We start from the raw sequence: 17,513 nt of genomic DNA, 5'->3' as shown, positions 1-17,513 counted from the left end.
GACCATTATTAGGCTCAAGTTGTGTTTTTCATATCATTCAAAATCTAACTTATAATCTTCATCCTTCACTAGCTTCAGTTTCTTTTTAAATATATAAATAAAGAATAGGTTTAGGATGAGTGGGAGGACAAAGAACATGCTCAACATGATGGCGATGTTCGAGCTAGTCCAGCCACCTTCAGCCAAATTGATATAATTTAATGGGCCCACTAAGCCGGATAAACCAAATCCTGCACTATAAGGTGTTCCTTGAACATTGAATACGCCAGCAAGTCCGCCGAGTATAGCAGCAGATATTAACATTGGAATAGCGATAGTTGGCTTCATAAAGAAGTTTCGCATTTGAATTTTAGGTGACCCTAATACATGAGCTAAGGCTGTACCTAATGAATTTGCTTTTAGGCTAGCTAAGAATAATCCCATACCAACTGCAACAATACCTAAATTTGCAGCTCCAGATCCAATACCCGAAAGCATAATGACAGTTGCGATACCAACTGTAGAAATCGGCGAAATGATAACAACACCAAAAATCACGGCAAGTAGTGCCCCCATTAAGACAGGCTGTAAACCTGTTAAGTAAGCAACTCCTTCACCAATCAATCCAGCACTTGTTTTCACATAAGGTAAGATCATGTACCCAATCATGCCTGGAATCACTACTGATAACATCGGAATCAAAAGAATGGAGTACTCTTTTAACCTTTCGCCAACAAGCTTTACGAAAAGTACCGCAAGAGCAGCGGTTAAACCCGAGTTAAGGGTTACACCAATACCGTTTAAGGTAAATAATCCTTCAGCAGTTTTTATAATGGCTCCACTTCCAATGACAGTGGCAATGCCGACACTTGCTGTTTGAATCTGAGTTAATTTAAATTGCATTCCTACCAAAATACCCGTTAAGAGAGGTAGCATACTCATAACAATAACAGTGGCATCGAATAGATGCTGAAGTGATGGAACAGAAGGAATAATCAACTTTAATATTTCACCAAGCAAAGCATTGGGAATAAGAGCGCAAACGATGGCGATACTCATCCCATTTAGGAGTTTACTGAAGAAGTCTTTCATATGCATGAGCCTCTTTCTAATAATTATAGTTTTCTACTGTGTATGTATAAAAATTATGAATAGATAAAAAGATTTAGCGCTTCAACGCGTTGAATTATTGAATTGAAATTAGTTTAACTTAAACTATTAAGGTTGTAAATAGCATAATTGGATTTAGATTATAGTACATTTTTATATTTTGGTTAGGAAATGGATAAATTATTTATTTTAAGGGGAAAATATACATATAAAAAAAGGGGGAAATGTGTACATGAAATTAAAATTAATATTAACAAGTTCATTGTTATTAGGAGTTCTAGTTGGTTGTGGCGATGATGATGTAGATCAAGATGAATTAGTGACAAATCCTGAACCAACTAATGAAATGACTACCGAAAATGAAGAACAAACAAATGGTCAAAGTGAGGGAAATCAACAAGAGGATACAGCTTACAATTTCACTCATTTTGATTTAGATGTGGAATATGCAAATGATGTTTCCTACAATGCTGAATATACGAGTAACCAAAATGGTATAGCGGCAGAATTTGAAGACGAAGTTAATCGTATCGATACTTCTGGTGATGAGGCTTACAATCATTTTGCCCAATATCTGGAACAGTTAACTTTTGATGAGAATACCGAGGATCAAGAGGTTTTAAATCAAGTGATGACAGCCTTTGGTTTAGACGAGAACTACACAGAATTTGAACTAGAAGTGAAGTTCGAAAATGGTGATACTAAAACATACAGATTCACAAAATAAGAAATTGCCGTATATATTCTAATATAAAATAGAGTATATATGGTTTTTTATTGTCATCGGAGCATAGAAAACTATATAGTAAAATTGATAAATACATAAAAGGAGCGTTTATATATGAACGTCTTATTAGTAATTGGAGCAATATTAGCCTTTTTAGGTGTAGTACTTGGTGCTTTCGGGGCACATGCTTTAAAGGATAAGTTTCCTGAGCCACGCTTTGAACAAATTTGGAATACAGCAGTTCAATATCAAATGTACCATGCATTAGGATTAATTCTTCTAGGTATTCTTTCAAATGATGTGTTATTAGGAACTTCAAGCTTATTATCTTGGGCTGGGTATTTAATGTTTGCAGGTGTTGTGTTCTTTTCTGGTAGTTTATATGTCTTATCTGTAACAGGCGTAAAAAAATTAGGAGCCATTACACCCATCGGTGGTCTGTTATTCTTAGCGGGTTGGGTTCTACTATTTATTGAGGTTATTTAAAAGTTGAAAGGAGTGGTCTCTGTAATTGAGACTGCTCCTTTTAAATTCGCTCCAACTCTATCTCCGATGTACTTGTTCCCCTTGAACCCACACTTCTTGAATGTTTTCTGGTCGGGCAAGATACAGGATTTTTTGAAATACATCTTCTAATGGATCGTTAAATATAGGGAGTTTTGCTGTGGGAAGAGTTGTATTTATGATTTGTATGTCCCAAGCGTAATTTTCTTCAATTTTACCGATGGGTAGGCTTAAGGATTCTCCGCCGCCAGCTGTAGCAAAGTAGAATGCTTCACTTGTAGTTAGACGGGAAGAAGAGACACCTCTTTTGTCGCCAGACACCGTTGTATCTACACCTTCCTCTAGCATTCTTGAAGCGATTACAGCTTGTCTGAGGTTATCAAAAAGACTAGGAGAGAAGCCTCCAGAGACATCTGTACCTAAGCCGATATCCACCCCTTGTTCATGGATATGCTTGGCAGGAAACACACCATTTGAGAAAAAGACATTTGAAATGGGACAATGGGCAGCTGCTGTGCCTGTCGCTGCAAAAAGTTTTGCGTCCTCATCGGCTATAAAGTTACAGTGGGCCATGATGGATTTTTCTTGCAGTAATCCAAAATCATTTAAAGCAAAAGCATCATGTTTCTTAAAACGATCTTTCACATAGTCATGCTGCCAATCACTTTCACTACAATGGGACTGAATATGCGTATTATATTTAGCTGCTAGTTCACCTAACCCTTTTAAAGCCTCGTCCGTACAGCTTGGTATAAAGCGAGGTGTAACAACCGGAAAAATCCCTTGCTTTGTTTGCTTGTTTAATTGTTGTACCTCGATAATAAATTCCTCTGTTTCTTTAAGGGCTATTTCAGTATTGGCGTCACGGTAATAGTCCGGGCACTGTTCGACGTTATCCATGACTACTTTTCCTACAAGACCACGTTGTCCGAGGTCGGCGCAGATTTTAGCTAATAATAGACTGGCTTCTTTATGTACAGTGGCGAAATAAAGTACGGTCGTAGTTCCGTTAGCGAGTAGTGTTTTAACTAAATCTTCATAGACGGATTGTGCAAAATCGAGATTTGAAAACTTAGCTTCGACAGGGAAGGTATATGCATTTAACCATTCTTCTAGCGGAAGGTCGAGGGCAGTACCAGATTGAGCCCATTGTGCGGCATGTACATGGAGATCTATAAATCCAGGCAATACATATTCGCCTTCTGATAATCGGTGAAAATTCTCTTTACCTTCATATTCATTGAGTAAAGCTTCATACTGCTTATCTTCGGGAGATATCAATTTCTCAATAATACCATTTTGATTAATACAATATAAATAATCTTTTAATATAGTAACCTCTGAAAAACTCTTGCTAGAAAATGCAGTTCCTTGAAATACATGTGCAAATTTTGGCATAGGTAACCTCCTATAAAATTGAATATTTAGAAAATTTAATATGTTGATATTATAGTAGAAAAAAAACCATGCGTCTAATATATATTGCTGCTATTGAACAAAAAAACACCTTTAAACTAGCTATGAAGCTAACTTAAAGGTGTAAGGTTTTATAGTTTAAAGTGTTGAACTAAAACTTTTAAATCATCTGCAAGTGAGGAAAGCTGTTCAGTATTTTTAGAAATCCCTTCAATGGAGCTATTAAATTCTTGTGTTGTTGCAGCCGTTTGTTCTACTGCGGCAGCGGTTTCCTCAGAAACAGAGGCGATTTGTTCAATGAAATCGTGCATTTGGTTTGTACGATTTACATTGTCATCTAAATGATTCGTGATATTGTTTATATTCTCTGCCATAGTAGAGATTGACACATAGATGTGATTAAATGTTTCCCCGGTAGACTGGATTAGTGAAGAGCCTTGTTGAACTTCTTTATAGCCATTCTTAAGTGATAATTCAACAAGATGTGTTTCATCCTGAATAGTAGCGACAATCTTCGTAATGTCTGTAACCGAATTTGAAACCTGTTCAGCCAGTTTTCTTACCTCCTCTGCAACTACTGCAAAGCCTTTACCTTGTTCACCAGCTCGAGCAGCTTCTATTGCTGCATTCAATGCTAAGAGATTTGTTTGACTAGCGATTTCTTCTATTATTAAGACTAACTTTGAAATTTCCTTTGTCTGGATCTCCAGACTATTCATTTTAAGAACGGCTTCTTTCATCACCTGATCAATTTTTATCATTTGCTCATCTGAAAGCTGCATCTTTTCTTTCCCATCAATAGTTAATTGAAGAACTTCTTTTGAAGAATCATTTACTTCATAACCTTTCTGGCGTGTATCTTGAATGCCCACAGAGAAATCTGTTGTATTTGAAGCTAAGTCAGTTATATTACTCGCCTGGCTTTCTGAACCAAATGAGATTTCAGTCATTGTAGATGAAATCTGTAGTGAACCCGCTTGTATTTCGTCTGTAGCTTCTTTAAGGTCAGCACTTTGTGTCGCAACATGAAGGGCGGACTGAGATACCTTTTGCATTGTTTCATAGAGTTTACTTTTCATGACATGCATTGCATTTAATAAGTGACCAAGCTCGTCTTTTCTAGGACTTTCTGCCGTTTCGATATTTAAATTACCATTTGAAAGCTCTTCTAATGACTTTGAAAGGTGAACAATTGGTTTAGAAAACGAACGACTAAAGGAGATAGCGATAATCAGAACAATGATGACGGTTCCTAACAATATGATGCTAGCAATGAGTAAAAGTTTGTTTTGAATTTGCTGTATGATTGAAACGTCTTGCTTTACGCCAATGCCACCGATGATTTGGTTTCCAGTTGGATCGTTCATAGGAAGAATAGTTTCCATTGTTTCCTTCACTTCTATAGTAGGCATCTCACCGTTCATTATTTGAGCAAGCGTGTCTTTTGAAAGTGGTGAATCAGGATTTGCTGGGCTGGAAGAATAAATTGTAGTCCCTTCCTTGTCGTATAAATTAATAGTCACGCCTTCCAGTTGTTCACTTAATTCTTCTAGGAATGTACTTTCAACACTTGTTTGTAGAGTACCAACTACTTTTTCACCTACCGATAAGGGGGCAAATGCTCTAACGGAAAGACCGCTTTGACCTACTTCAAAGCCGGCAATTGATTCTCCATTTAAGGCTTCTTGTATAGCTTGTATATCGCTTTTGTCATCACCGTATTTTTCGGGATTATGTCCTCTCAAAAGTACAATCCCATTAGTATCACCAAATTCGAATACTGATAATTGATGTTCTTCCTGTAAACGTGGAAAAATTTCATCTACAGTGCTTAACAAATTATCTCGACTTCCAGATTGAAAACTCGAGATAATTTGTTCGTTTCGTGAGTAAGAATTTGTGATTTTTAACAAATCTCTAGAGACATGATCTAATTCACTTTGAACATTATGGATCATCTTATTTTGCTGACTTTCTGTTAAGTTAGAAAAACCCTGATTAGTCACGAAGAAAATAATTGTAGTTATTAAGATTAAGGGAATGATAGATAAAGAAAGTAATATTGTAATTAGTTTAGCTTTGATGGTTTTCACTGGATGCCTCCGTTGTTGTAAAATAGACAAAATTTTATAATGCTTACGATAAGTGAAAATTTGCATACAAAATTTAAATTAACACAATTATGCTACGAAATGTTAGGTGCGATTTAAAATTTACAAAAAAGACATAAACCTTAAGTTGATGCTTTTCATGATCATCCTTTAAAGGTAAATAATGTGCAATGTTTGAAACAAAGTGTTTGGATTAGGGTATTCTCTTTGTATAAAGAATTGTAAGGATGTGTTCATAGTGCTAAAGGAATTTTACGCCGATTTACATATACATATTGGCCGAACTGAAAAGGGAAGAGCGGTTAAGATTACAGGAAGCAAAAATATGACATTAAAGAATATATTGGAAACAGCAACCTCTAGAAAGGGGTTAGATTTAGTCGGTATCATAGACTGTCATTCGCCAGAAGTAATTGAAGAGTTGGAGCAACTCATAGGAGAAGGAAAAGCAAAAGAACTATCAAAAGGCGGTGTGCGATACGATAAAACAACGTTGATTCCCGGTGCAGAAATCGAAATCTATGATGAGAATTGCCATGGCCCCATTCATATTCTTGCTTACTTTCCATCCATAGAGAAGATGCGGGCGTTTTCCATGTGGATGAGTACACTGCAAAAAAATATTCATTTGAGCTCTCAGCGAATCTATTGCGATGGGCGGACGTTGCAGCGAAAGGTATATGAATTAGGTGGACTATTCATCCCTGCACATGTGTTCACACCATTTAAAAGTCTTTACGGGAAGGGTGTAAAGAAAAGCTTAAATGAAGTATTTGATGCAAACTTAATTGATGCTATAGAGCTCGGCTTGAGTTCGGATACGTATATGGTGGAGAGGATGAGTGAGCTAGCCCCTTATACCTTTGTAACGAATTCAGACGCCCATTCACTGGGAAAGCTTGCTCGTGAATATCAAAAAATTCGATTAGCGGATGCCAGTTTTGAAGAATTAAAAAAAGCGCTCCATCAAAAGGATGGGCGATCAATTGTCACAAATTACGGCTTAAATCCACTTCTCGGAAAATATCATGAATCAGTCTGTGCTGATTGTGGAGAACGAATAACTGAAGAAGGGCACACCAGATGTCCTTTTTGCGGTAAAAACCATTTGATAAAAGGTGTTTCCAAGAGAATTGCTGAATTATCAAGTGCCCCTTTAGCAGAAGTAGAAAGACCGCCCTATATCCATCAAGTTCCGCTCGACTTTATACCAGGAATTGGTCCGAAAACAATATCGAAACTGTTGGATAACTTCGGGACGGAAATGAATATATTGCACGAAGCCTCCATTAATGAGTTAGCAGCAGTGATTCCTGAAAAATTAGCAAATATGATTCATTTAGCAAGAACGGGTAAATTAGGGATTACAGTTGGAGGGGGAGGTGTTTATGGGAAAATCGATGTAGATGGAACATAAGCTAAGTAATACAATCATTGAATTTAGGTGCTTTTTAAAAGAAGAATACCTATGTATATAGGAATAAAAAAACAAGCTACATTGTTTAAGACGGGGAATCTTAAACGTAGCTTGTTTTAAAGGGATGTATGTCACTTGGACATAAATTTTATAGCAAATTGGGGAATTTGCGGTTTTGGGTTACCACAAAAATTTGCTAGGGGATACGTTATTAATATAACCAGGTTTCTCAAATTTTATATCAAGATATTTGAGAAATTTTCATATTCTCGTCATTCCATTTAAGTCCTTCGAAGAAACGATAGATTTCTTCAAAAACAAGCTCTTTTTCCTGATCTAATGTTAAAATATGACCAGAGTTGATAAAGCTTTTAACAGACTTGATGCGAGATTTTACGGAATTATATATTAAATCTGCACTTTCGCAGTAATACTCATCGTCACGTAGTCCACGTAAAATGTGAACAGGTGTTTGAATTGTTTCTAGCTTTTCGCTCGTTTCATTGATCATGCCTTGTAAAAATTCTAGAGTAGGCATACGGTATTTTTCAGCTATTTCTTGAGGCTGATCAGATTGTTCATCAAATGTACCGGCTAATTTTTTATACTTAATCGTATAGTCGGTGATACGTTCTTGCAAGCTATCGATACTTTTTGCTAATGCAGGAGCGGACATTGCAACAATTGCTTTTGTAGGACGTTCTTCACCAAGCTTTAAAGAAAAAATACCACCAAGTGACACACCTGCAACTGCGATTTCATCATAACCTTTATTTTTTAGCTCATCATAACCTTCGAGTACACTGTTCCACCATTCAATAGGATTCGTTTGAATAAGTGTCACTGGGTCACCACCATGACCTTTATATAATGGTGCATGTACTGTATAGTTACGTTCTGCTAAATATCTACCTAAACGTTTAACATCGTTTGTATTTCCAGTAAAACCATGAAGTAAAAGAACGGCACGATTACCTTTCTCAATCATAAATGGTTTTGGAGGAATGATCTTCATTTTAAATTGGCTCCTTTTATTTTAGTTGTGACAAACATTCGAACTTTTTATATAAACTATTGTTTTTTTTATTTAAATTTGATATGCAAACTTAATGTCTAAGCTTATTATAGTGTTAACAATACATAAGTACAATTTATTGTTTTTATCATTATCATTCCAAATAGTTATCAATTGAAGAGAGGTATAAAATGGAACTTCAGCAGCTTGAGTATTTTAAAATCGTTGCAGAAATGCAGCATATGACACATGCAGCAGAGCAATTAAATATTTCACAACCAGCCCTAAGTAAATCGATTTCCAATATTGAACAAGAGATTGGTGTCCCTTTATTTGATAGGCAAGGTCGTTCAATTAGTTTAAACCGATACGGCAAACTCTTTTTAACAAGTGTGGATACAATTTTACATGAATATGAAAAAGCAAAAGTTGAGATTAGCAGTCTTGTAATGCCTGGATACGGAGATGTGGCTTTTGGTTTCATTCATACTCTTGGGATGGAAGTAGTCCCTGAATTGATGGCCCATGTTCCTGATAAATATCCAAATATGAAATTTACCTTAACTCAAGCAGCGTCTTATAACCTCTTAAAATGGCTAGAAGAAGGACAGGTTGATCTATGTTTATCTCAGCGTATTAAGTCAAAAACAATAAACATTGAATGGATTGACTTATGGAGCGAGGAACTATTTGTTATTGTTCCGAAAAATCATCGTTTTGCCAATCGAGAAACAATCAAATTAGAGGAAATAAAGGATGAACCTTTTATTTCAATAAAACGAGGAAATGCGCTGCGTCAAATTGTAGATAAATTATTTGAAGAGGCTGGAATTACTACTAATATTACTTTCTCAGGAGAAGAAATGCATACAGTTGCCGGATTCGTTGGGGCAGGTTTAGGTGTTTCTCTCATTCCAAATATTAAAGGGTTAAATGAATATAACGTTTGTAAAATTCGAGTAAGCGAACCAATTTGTGAGCGGAAGATTGGAGTTTCGTGGGCGGGTGGCCGTTACTTGTCCCCTGCTGCAATTCAATTTAAAGAATATTTAGTAGAGTATTTTAAAGAAAAATAATCAATTGCAATCTTACAAAAAACATTGTAAAAGGTGAAGAGACCAATGCTTTATGACCGTGAATTATTCGAAAAATTATTACATGACCATATAGAAATATTTCATCCTGAACAAATTGAAGAAGCATTAAATTTATTTAACCGTTCTTTAGATGGTGACAGCAATGCGATGCTTGAAATTGCCTTTATTTATCGAATGATGGATAAATACAGTGATTCGGTGCATTGGTTGAAGGAAGCAGCACTTTTAGAAAATAAAAAAGCTATGTATGAACTTGGAAATTGTTATTTTGAAGGGCTAGGTATTGAAGAAAGCTATGAAAAGGCCTTTTCGTATTATAAAAGGGCAGCTGAAATGGGGCATGCTGATAGTGCCAATAATTTAGCAGATATGTACCTAAATGGTGAAGGTGTAGAGGTTAATGCAAAGGAAGCTTTAAATTGGTTTGAAATTGCTGCTTCACAAGATGTTGTGGAAGCAATGTTTACCCTAGGTATTATGTATGAACAAGGAATTGGCATGGAACCGGAAGAAGTAAGAGCCTTTCACCATTACTTAAAATCAGCAAACGGGGGCTATGAAGATGCACAGTATCGGGTTGGTACGGTTTATTTAGATGGTCTGCTAGGACAGGAGAAGAATATCGAGTTCGCCTTAAAATGGTTTGAAAAAGCAGCTGAAACGCACCACATTGATTCGATTTATAATTTAGGTTTTTTATATGAAAATGCTTTAGGGGTACCCCGAAATGGGAAAAAAGCGCTCTATTATTATAAAAGAGCGGCGTTATTGGGTGATTACCAAGCAAAACTTAACATTGCCAGCATCTATGAATTAGGAATTGACGTTCCAAAAAATCGAAAAGAAGCAGCTAAGTGGCGTAACGCAGCGATGCATCAGATGCAGCCATTTGATTAATTACTATATAAATAAGAATTAAACATGGAGATTCCTTTAAAAGGAATGTCCTCTTTCTATTTTACGGATGTACTAATTTTGTAATAGAACGCACAGTACTTTAATAAAAAAACGTTTATACTAGAGAGGCAGAGAGAATGTACGGTTAGGAGTGTCATTATGAAAACAGTAGTAGTTGTTGGTGGAGGAATAACTGGGCTATGCACATTACATTATTTAAAGCGTCAAGCACCAAGTGACGAGCCCATTCGTTTCATACTAGCAGAAAAGAATGAGTATTTAGGTGGCAAAATGCATACTATGCATGAATCAGGCTTCATCATGGAGACTGGTGCAGATTCGATTGTGGCACGACACCCAAATGTTCTTGAACTAGTCAAAGAACTCAAGTTTGAATCGGAATTAGTTTATAACGAAACAGGAATTTCGTATATTCACACAAATAATGAATTACATGCAATTCCTGCAGGGTCTACTTTTGGCATTCCAATGAGTATGGAATCATTACTAGCTAGCACTTTGATTTCACATGAAGGTAAGCAGCGTGTACTAATGGATGCTGAAATCCCTAATGATCGATTTACAAAAGAAAGTTCGATTGGTGACTTTTTAGAGTTCTTCTTAGGAAAAGAGATTGTTGAAAAACAAATTGCACCAGTCCTTGCTGGTGTTTATTCTGGTGATTTATATCAGTTATCTTTAGCTTCGACTTTACCTTATTTAGTGGATTATAAAAATAAGTACGGTAGCATCATGAAGGGCTTTGAAGCGAATAAAGAACAATTCGAAAAGGCAGCAAATAAAAAATTTATTTCCTTCAAAAACGGACTCTCGTCTCTAATCAATCGTTTAGAGGAGCTTCTTCCAGAAGTCGAATACTATAAAAATACCGAGACAACGAGTGTGAAGAAAACGGGTACTCTTTACGAAGTGAGCTTCTCCAATGGAGAGATTGTTCAAGCGGATGTGGTTGTACTAGCAGTTCCGAATAACGTTGTTCGAAGTGTTTTAAATGATGAAGAAATGGATGCGAACTTAAGTAAGTTTACGAATGCATCAGCTTTGACAATATATTTAGGCTTCGACCTTCCTGATTCTATTTTACCTGCGGACGGGACAGGGTTTATCGTTTCGCATAATAGTGATCTAGTTTGTAATGCATCTACTTGGACAAGCCGGAAATGGAAGCACACTTCTGAAGATGGTAATTTGCTTGTAAGATTATTCTACAAGAATACGAATCCGAGATATGAAGAGCTAGCGGCTATGTCAGATGAGGAATTGACGAGGGTTGCATTGGAGGATGTGAAGCTAAGTCTAAATATAGAAGAGATACCGATAGTAGTGAATTTAGCGAAATGGATAGAGAAGATGCCGAAATATGATTTAGCTCATAAGGAAGCTTTGGACTCTTTATTAGTCGACCTGGATTCAAATTATCCAAATCTCTATATTGCAGGATGCTCTTATTTTGGTGTAGGAATCGGGGCTTGTATTGAAAATGGCAAACATACAGCTGATAAAGTTCTCGGTAGTTTAGCCTCAATACAAAAGTGAAGTAATTTCTCAAAAATCAGAAAACATATTGACGAAAAGGTTATTTAAAGATATGATACGATTTAACATATTAAAAACTAAATAAGACTCTTATCAAGAGAAGCAGAGGGACTGGCCCGATGAAGCTTCAGCAACCAACTTAAAAGTAAGGTGCTAAATCCAGCTGGCGTAAGTCGGAAGATGAGAAGGATATCAAAAAATGATGACTCAAGCCTTCTTCTCGTAAGAAGGCTTTTTATATTGGAGAAAAATTTAGATTTTCACAGATGAAAGAAACTGAAATTTTTGAATTTATAAGGGGTGTGCGGTATGGGACTACTGGAAGCGTTAAAGTCAAAGGTATTAACAGCTGATGGAGCGATGGGGACTTTGTTGTATGCATATGGCTTAGATAATTGCCATGAAGAAATGAATATAATAAGACCGGATTTGATTGAAAAAATCCATCATGAATATATCACGGCTGGAGCGGATGTTATTCAAACAAATACATACGGAGCAAATGCTATTAAACTTGCACGCTATGGTTTGGAAGATAAAGTGATAGAAATTAATGAGGCAGCACTTTCCATTGCCAAAAATGCAGTAGGGACAGGGAACCAATTTATCCTTGGGTCGATTGGGGCAATACGTGGTGTTCGTAAAAGTGATGTAACACTTGAAGAAATACTAGCAGCAATCAAAGAACAAGCGAAAATCTTAATTGAGGGCAAGGTAGATGGACTGTTGCTTGAAACCTATTATGATTTTGAAGAATTATCAGAAACGATTAAATTGCTTCGTAAGGAAACATCGTTACCAATCATTGCACAAGTATCGATGCATGAACCTGGAATTTTGGTAAATGGGATGAATCTAAATGATGCTCTTAAAGTGCTGCAAGACCTTGGGGCAGATATTGTTGGAGTCAATTGTCGCTTAGGCCCTCATCATACCATTCAAGCTTTTGAAGGGGTAGAACTACCGGACAAAGCATTTTTATCTGCTTACCCGAATGCGTCTTTGCTAGATATCGAAGAGGGGCGAGTTATTTATGAATCAGAAATAGATTATTTTGCAAGAGCAGCTGTAAGGCTTAGAAATCAAGGTGTTCGACTAATTGGTGGATGCTGTGGTACAACTCCAAAGCATATTGAAGCAGCAAAAAAGCTTCTGAAGAGTTTAGATCCTATTAAAGTGAAGGATGCAGTAGTACAAAAAGAAATCTTCATCCAAGAGGCGGAACCGAGTATTTTGGAGCCACTTCATGAGAAGGTAAAACGGGAACGTTCTGTCATTGTTGAGCTGGATACACCAAGACATTTAGAGATTGAAGCTTTCGTGGAAGGTGCAAAATTACTTTATAGCGAAGGTGCCGACATTATTATGATGGCGGATAATTCATTAGCATCTCCTCGGATCAGTAATATCGCGATGGGCTCTATTTTGAAGCTGCAGCATGGAATCCGTGTAATGCCGCATATAACATGCCGTGATCGGAATCTAATCGGTTTACAATCACACTTAATGGGGTTAAACGCACTTGGTTTTCACGATATTTTAGCTGTCACTGGAGACCCAACAAAAGTAGGGGATTTTCCGGGTGCGACAAGTGTTTATGATGTGTCTTCCATGGAGCTGATCTCGTTAATTAAACAATTAAATGAAGGAATCTCTTTCTCTGGTAAACCGTTGCGCAAAAAAGCAAACTTCTCTGTCGCTGCTGCCTTCAATCCAAATGTTCGGGTACTTGATCGAGCAGTTGCACGACTAGAAAAGAAAATTGAGCATGGAGCAGATTATTTTATTTCTCAACCGGTTTATACAATAGAAAAAATCGAAGAAATTTATGAAGCGACGAAACACCTTTCAGCACCGATCTATATAGGGATTATGCCTTTAACGAGCTACCGTAGTGCGGAGTTCTTACATCATGAAGTGCCGGGTATTAAACTTTCTGAGGAAGTATTAGAAAGAATGAAGGCTTGTGATGGAGACAAAGTAAAAGAGGCAGCTGAAGGGATTGCAATTGCAAAAGAGCTACTTGATACAGCGGCAAAGTATTTTAACGGAATTTATTTAATCACACCATTTATTAGATACGAAATGACAATACAATTAATGCAATATATCAATCAACTTGATGAGCAAAACAAAGGGGTCAAAGCGAATGTATAACCATCGGATAGAAGAACAATTACAAAAGAGGATATTAATTATCGATGGTGCAATGGGGACGATGCTGCAGCAGGAAAATCTAACGGCTGAGGATTTTGGTGGAGAAGAGTTAGAGGGGTGCAATGAAAATTTATTATTAACCCGTCCAGATGTTTTATCCAAAATTCATCGTGCCTATCTGGAAGCTGGAGCAGATATTATTTGTACCAATACATTCGGGGCAACGCCGTTAGTATTAAATGAATATGGACTAGGGTCAAAAGCCGAAGAAATTAATAAACGTGCAGTGGAGCTAGCGTTAGCTGCAGTACAAGAATACTCCACGGATGAGTGGCCAAGGTTCGTTGCAGGAGCAATTGGGCCTACGACAAAAACCTTATCTGTTACGGGAGGCATAACATTTGATGAGCTTTCTGAAAACTTCTATGTGCAAGCAAAAGCATTAATAGAAGCGGGGGCACATCTTCTTTTACTTGAGACGAGTCAGGATATGTTGAATGTAAAAGCTGCGTCCCTAGCTGTAAATCGTGCCTTCCAAGAAACGGGAAAGCAACTTCCAATCATGCTTTCTGCCACGATTGAGCCAATGGGAACAACTCTAGCAGGTCAAACAATTGATGCGTTCTATATTTCGATTGAACATATTAAACCGATATCAATTGGTTTAAACTGTGCAACTGGGCCAGAATTTATGACGGATCATATTCGGTCTCTGTCGGAATTATCTACAAGTTACATAAGCTGTTACCCAAATGCTGGTCTGCCTGACGAAGAAGGACATTACCATGAAACGCCTGATTCCTTGTCCATCAAATTGCGTGGTTTTGCAGAAAAAGGCTGGTTAAATATTGTAGGCGGATGCTGTGGTACAACACCAGCCCATATCAAGGCGATACGTGAGGCGGTAGAAGGCTATGAACCGAGACCGATTCCGACAAACACTCATGGGCATGTCGTGTCTGGAATTGAACCATTGCAATATGATGATTCCATGCGTCCATTATTTATAGGAGAACGCACGAATGTAATAGGTTCTCGTAAGTTTAAGCAGCTAATCATTGACGGTAAATTTGAAGAAGCAGCAGAAATTGCACGGGCTCAAGTAAAAAATGGGGCACATGTAATTGATATTTGCTTAGCCAATCCGGATCGCGATGAATTAGAAGATATGACGAATTTTATGCAAGAGGTTGTGAAGAAGGTAAAAGTGCCTCTAGTTATCGATTCAACCGATGAAAAAGTAATTGAAGAAGCGCTAAAATATTCGCAAGGTAAAGCGATTATTAATTCCATTAACCTTGAAGATGGAGAAGAGCGATTTGATGCAGTAATGCCAATCGTGAAAAAATTTGGGGCATCTGTTGTGGTCGGTACAATTGATGAAAAAGGGATGGCTGTAGACCGTAAGAGAAAGTTAGAGGTTGCAAGTAGGTCATATCAGTTGTTAACAGAGAAATGGGGACTTGCTCCCGAAGATATTATTTTTGATCCGCTAGTTTTCCCGGTTGGTACTGGTGACGAACAATATATTGGTGCGGCGGAGGAAACAATTGAAGGAATCCGTTTGATTAAAGAAAAATACCCCGATACATTAACTGTACTAGGTGTAAGTAATGTTTCCTTCGGTTTACCTCCAGTCGGGCGTGAAGTGTTAAATGCCGTGTATTTATATCATTGTACACAGGCTGGACTGGACTATGCGATTGTGAATACAGAAAAGCTAGAGCGTTATGCATCCATTCCTGAAGAGGAAATTAAATTGGCAAATGATTTAATATTTAAAACGAATGATGAAACACTAGCTGTGTTTACTGATTTTTATAGAGATAAAAAGAAAGAAAAGTCTGTCGAGAATATTCCGGACACAGTAGAAGAAAGACTAGCTTATTATATCATTGAAGGTACTAAAGAGGGTTTAATCCCTGATTTAGAAGAAGCGAGAAAAATCTTTGATTCACCTTTGGATATTATTAATGGACCGTTAATGGCTGGGATGGCTGAGGTAGGACGCTTGTTTAACGACAATCAATTAATCGTGGCAGAAGTATTGCAAAGTGCGGGGGTTATGAAAGCAGCTGTTGCCCATCTTGAACAATATATGGAAAAAAATGAAGAAAGTTCAGGGAAAGGGAAAGTGGTTCTAGCTACCGTTAAAGGGGATGTTCATGATATTGGGAAAAACCTTGTGGACATTATCTTGAGTAACAACGGATTTAAAGTAGTGGACCTGGGTATCAAAGTAACGCCTGCAGACTTAATTGAAGCGATTCGAAAGGAACAACCAGATTTTGTAGGTTTATCAGGACTGCTTGTGAAATCCGCACAGCAGATGGTCATTACAGCACAGGATTTTAAAGAAGTGGGAATTGACGTACCAATTCTAGTTGGTGGGGCTGCATTATCTAAACGTTTTACTGAAACGAAAATCGCTGCACAATATGATGGTCCTGTTATTTATTCGAAGGATGCAATGCAAGGACTGGATCATGCGAATCGTTTAATGAACCCAACGGAGCGCGATGTGCTAATCCAAGAGCTGCGTGATTCTCAGGAAAAAAGGCTCTTAGCAGATGAAAAGCGTGCTGCACGACCACAAAAACCAGTTGTTGAAAAACCGGTAAGAACAGTAAATGATGCTCCAGTTCTTGTTCCGAAAGATTTAGTTCAGCATATTAAACGAAATTATTCAGTTGCCCACTTGCATCCTTATGTAAATATGAGAACGCTCATTGGACACCATCTAGGACTAAAAGGAAACGTCGAAAAGCTCTTGGCTGAAAAGGATAAAAGAGCTACGGAGTTACATGAATTAGTAAATGAATATTTGAGATCTGATTTATTGTCACCTTCTGGAATGTATCAATTCTTCCCAGCACAAGCTGATGGGGATGATGTAGTAATTTATAGCCCGTTGGATACTAAGCAAGAGATTGAAAGGTTCCATTTCCCAAGGCAGAAAGAGGCACCATTTCTATGCTTATCTGATTTCTTAAAAACAGTAGAAAGCGGTGAAATGGATTATGTTGCACTAATGGTTGTTACGGCAGGGCATGGTGTGAAAAGTGTTGCCGATCAACTAAAAAATGATGGTAAGTTTTTGGAGAGCCATGCCTTATTAGCAACTGCCTTGGAGCTTGCAGAAGGCTTTGCGGAAAGGCTTCATCAAGAGATTCGTGATGTGTGGGGCTTCCCCGATGCTACAGACTTTTCCATGAGAGAGCGTTTTGCAGCTAAGTACCAAGGTCAACGATTCTCATTCGGCTACCCAGCTTGTCCGAACTTAGAGGATCAAGAAAAATTATTTAAACTCCTTAAACCAGAACAAATCGGTGTTCAACTAACAGAAGGCTTTATGATGGAACCAGAAGCAAGTGTATCAGCCATCGTTTTTGCCCATCCAGATGCAAGATATTTTAATGTGTAGAATTAGTGTGGAGAAAAAACGGTATGTTTTTTCTCCACATTTTTTTATGAATAATAATAGTAGCCGAAGAGTTTGAAGAATAATTATGTAAAAAGGTGTATT

12 protein-coding genes and 1 riboswitch are annotated in these 17,513 nt (G+C 37.4%); of the genes, 8 read left to right on the top strand and 4 right to left on the bottom strand.

Annotated elements, in window-relative coordinates:
* Window positions 1–33: 33 nt before the first annotated feature.
* Window positions 34–1,071, bottom strand: coding sequence for a PTS sugar transporter subunit IIC (locus C1N55_RS18110; RefSeq protein WP_137730096.1), 1,038 nt, complete (start codon window positions 1,069–1,071; stop codon window positions 34–36).
* 250 nt (window positions 1,072–1,321) lie between these two features.
* Here C1N55_RS18110 and C1N55_RS18105 point away from each other — a divergent pair, with 250 nt between their 5' ends.
* Window positions 1,322–1,816 carry a YusW family protein gene (locus tag C1N55_RS18105; RefSeq protein WP_137730095.1) on the top strand — a complete coding sequence of 165 codons (495 nt, stop codon included), beginning with the start codon at window positions 1,322–1,324 and terminating at the stop codon, window positions 1,814–1,816.
* Between the two features lie 114 nt (window positions 1,817–1,930).
* Window positions 1,931–2,302 carry a DUF423 domain-containing protein gene (locus tag C1N55_RS18100; protein WP_137730094.1) on the top strand — a complete coding sequence of 124 codons (372 nt, stop codon included), beginning with the start codon at window positions 1,931–1,933 and terminating at the stop codon, window positions 2,300–2,302.
* A 57-nt stretch (window positions 2,303–2,359) separates the two neighbouring features.
* On the opposite strand, the gene guaD is transcribed toward C1N55_RS18100, so the two are convergent.
* Window positions 2,360–3,718 carry a guanine deaminase gene (gene guaD, locus C1N55_RS18095; protein ID WP_137730093.1) on the bottom strand — a complete coding sequence of 453 codons (1,359 nt, stop codon included), beginning with the start codon at window positions 3,716–3,718 and terminating at the stop codon, window positions 2,360–2,362.
* A gap of 149 nt (window positions 3,719–3,867) precedes the next feature.
* Window positions 3,868–5,829 carry a methyl-accepting chemotaxis protein gene (locus C1N55_RS18090; protein WP_168193897.1) on the bottom strand — a complete coding sequence of 654 codons (1,962 nt, stop codon included), beginning with the start codon at window positions 5,827–5,829 and terminating at the stop codon, window positions 3,868–3,870.
* Between the two features lie 256 nt (window positions 5,830–6,085).
* On the opposite strand from C1N55_RS18090, the gene C1N55_RS18085 reads away from it, so the two are divergent.
* Window positions 6,086–7,264: an endonuclease Q family protein gene (locus tag C1N55_RS18085; protein WP_240758329.1), complete on the top strand. Its 1,179-nt coding sequence runs from the start codon at window positions 6,086–6,088 to the stop codon at window positions 7,262–7,264.
* A gap of 241 nt (window positions 7,265–7,505) precedes the next feature.
* Here the strand turns inward: C1N55_RS18085 and C1N55_RS18080 are convergent, their stop codons facing one another.
* The gene (locus tag C1N55_RS18080) at window positions 7,506–8,279 is read right to left on the bottom strand and encodes an alpha/beta hydrolase (RefSeq protein ID WP_137730091.1); all 774 of its coding nucleotides are present in this window, start codon (window positions 8,277–8,279) and stop codon (window positions 7,506–7,508) included.
* Between the two features lie 191 nt (window positions 8,280–8,470).
* Between C1N55_RS18080 and C1N55_RS18075 the strand changes: the two genes are divergently transcribed.
* From C1N55_RS18075 to metH, 5 genes are all read left to right on the top strand, one after another.
* Window positions 8,471–9,355, top strand: a complete 885-nt coding sequence (locus C1N55_RS18075; protein WP_137730090.1) for a LysR family transcriptional regulator — start codon at window positions 8,471–8,473, stop codon at window positions 9,353–9,355.
* 45 nt (window positions 9,356–9,400) lie between these two features.
* On the top strand, window positions 9,401–10,273 hold the full coding sequence (locus C1N55_RS18070; RefSeq protein ID WP_137730089.1) for a tetratricopeptide repeat protein: 873 nt from the start codon (window positions 9,401–9,403) through the stop codon (window positions 10,271–10,273).
* A gap of 159 nt (window positions 10,274–10,432) precedes the next feature.
* A complete protein-coding gene (gene hemG / locus C1N55_RS18065; protein ID WP_137730088.1) occupies window positions 10,433–11,830 on the top strand; it encodes a protoporphyrinogen oxidase in 1,398 nt (465 codons plus the stop codon).
* Window positions 11,831–11,917: 87 nt separating this feature from the next.
* Window positions 11,918–12,017: riboswitch (SAM riboswitch) on the top strand.
* Window positions 12,018–12,139: 122 nt separating this feature from the next.
* Window positions 12,140–13,987: a bifunctional homocysteine S-methyltransferase/methylenetetrahydrofolate reductase gene (locus C1N55_RS18060; RefSeq protein WP_137730087.1), complete on the top strand. Its 1,848-nt coding sequence runs from the start codon at window positions 12,140–12,142 to the stop codon at window positions 13,985–13,987.
* Entirely contained in the window at window positions 13,980–17,411 is a 3,432-nt protein-coding gene (gene metH / locus C1N55_RS18055) for a methionine synthase (protein WP_137730086.1), read from the top strand. Before C1N55_RS18060 ends, metH begins: the two co-directional genes overlap by 8 nt.
* Window positions 17,412–17,513: the final 102 nt, after the last annotated feature.

It is taken from the genome of Lysinibacillus sp. SGAir0095 (genome assembly GCF_005491425.1).
Lineage (GTDB): Bacteria > Bacillota > Bacilli > Bacillales_A > Planococcaceae > Ureibacillus.
Note: the sequence above shows the minus strand (reverse complement) of the source record. Positions and strands in the feature narration are given on the sequence as shown.

What these genes read in the sequence shown, in the direction of transcription:
- C1N55_RS18110 (WP_137730096.1), bottom strand. Translation starts at nt 1,071, where the DNA reads ATGAAAGACTTCTTCAGTAAACTCCTAAATGGGATGAGTATCGCCATC.
- C1N55_RS18105 (WP_137730095.1), top strand. Translation starts at nt 1,322, where the DNA reads ATGAAATTAAAATTAATATTAACAAGTTCATTGTTATTAGGAGTTCTA.
- C1N55_RS18100 (WP_137730094.1), top strand. Translation starts at nt 1,931, where the DNA reads ATGAACGTCTTATTAGTAATTGGAGCAATATTAGCCTTTTTAGGTGTA.
- guaD (WP_137730093.1), bottom strand. Translation starts at nt 3,718, where the DNA reads ATGCCAAAATTTGCACATGTATTTCAAGGAACTGCATTTTCTAGCAAG.
- C1N55_RS18080 (WP_137730091.1), bottom strand. Translation starts at nt 8,279, where the DNA reads ATGAAGATCATTCCTCCAAAACCATTTATGATTGAGAAAGGTAATCGT.
- C1N55_RS18075 (WP_137730090.1), top strand. Translation starts at nt 8,471, where the DNA reads ATGGAACTTCAGCAGCTTGAGTATTTTAAAATCGTTGCAGAAATGCAG.
- C1N55_RS18070 (WP_137730089.1), top strand. Translation starts at nt 9,401, where the DNA reads ATGCTTTATGACCGTGAATTATTCGAAAAATTATTACATGACCATATA.
- hemG (WP_137730088.1), top strand. Translation starts at nt 10,433, where the DNA reads ATGAAAACAGTAGTAGTTGTTGGTGGAGGAATAACTGGGCTATGCACA.
- C1N55_RS18060 (WP_137730087.1), top strand. Translation starts at nt 12,140, where the DNA reads ATGGGACTACTGGAAGCGTTAAAGTCAAAGGTATTAACAGCTGATGGA.
- metH (WP_137730086.1), top strand. Translation starts at nt 13,980, where the DNA reads ATGTATAACCATCGGATAGAAGAACAATTACAAAAGAGGATATTAATT.